This is a genomic window from Streptomyces lancefieldiae, from assembly GCF_031845825.1.
Classification (GTDB): domain Bacteria; phylum Actinomycetota; class Actinomycetes; order Streptomycetales; family Streptomycetaceae; genus Streptomyces; species Streptomyces lancefieldiae.
In genome coordinates this window covers 1-399 of sequence record NZ_JAVRFH010000403.1, presented here as the reverse complement: position 1 = coordinate 399, position 399 = coordinate 1, and the positions used below count along the sequence as shown (strand labels likewise).

General features: G+C 39.1%; 1 protein-coding gene. It reads left to right on the top strand.

Annotated features, from left to right (window positions below):
* Positions 1 to 225: 225 nt before the first annotated feature.
* Positions 226 to 399, top strand: a 174-nt coding sequence (locus RM812_RS43300; RefSeq protein WP_394816621.1) for a F0F1 ATP synthase subunit gamma, incomplete at its 3' end; no start/stop codon positions are given.

Sequence of the window (399 nt, the reverse complement as noted above, 5' to 3'; positions counted from 1 at the left end):
CCTGTAGAACGTGTGAAAGAATTTGAAAAAGAATTCCTGACATTGGTTAAATCAACCAAACCTGAATTTATCAATAGCCTTGCAGCGGGTAAACTTGACTCGGAGATTACGGATTATATCGTAAAAACCGGAAAAGAGCTTGCAGAAAAATACGCTTAATTAATTTGAAGATCCCTGTAACTGAAACATCAGTTACAGGGATTGAATAGTTTAAAAGGATATACCATGCCTTCATTAAAGGAAGTTAGAAACAGAATTACCTCGGTAAACTCGACCATGCAGATCACCAAAGCCATGAAAATGGTAGCGGCGGCTAAATTGCGTAGAGCACAGGATCGTATCATTCAGATGAGGCCATATGCCACTAAACTGAATGAACTTATTTCTACGGTATCGGCC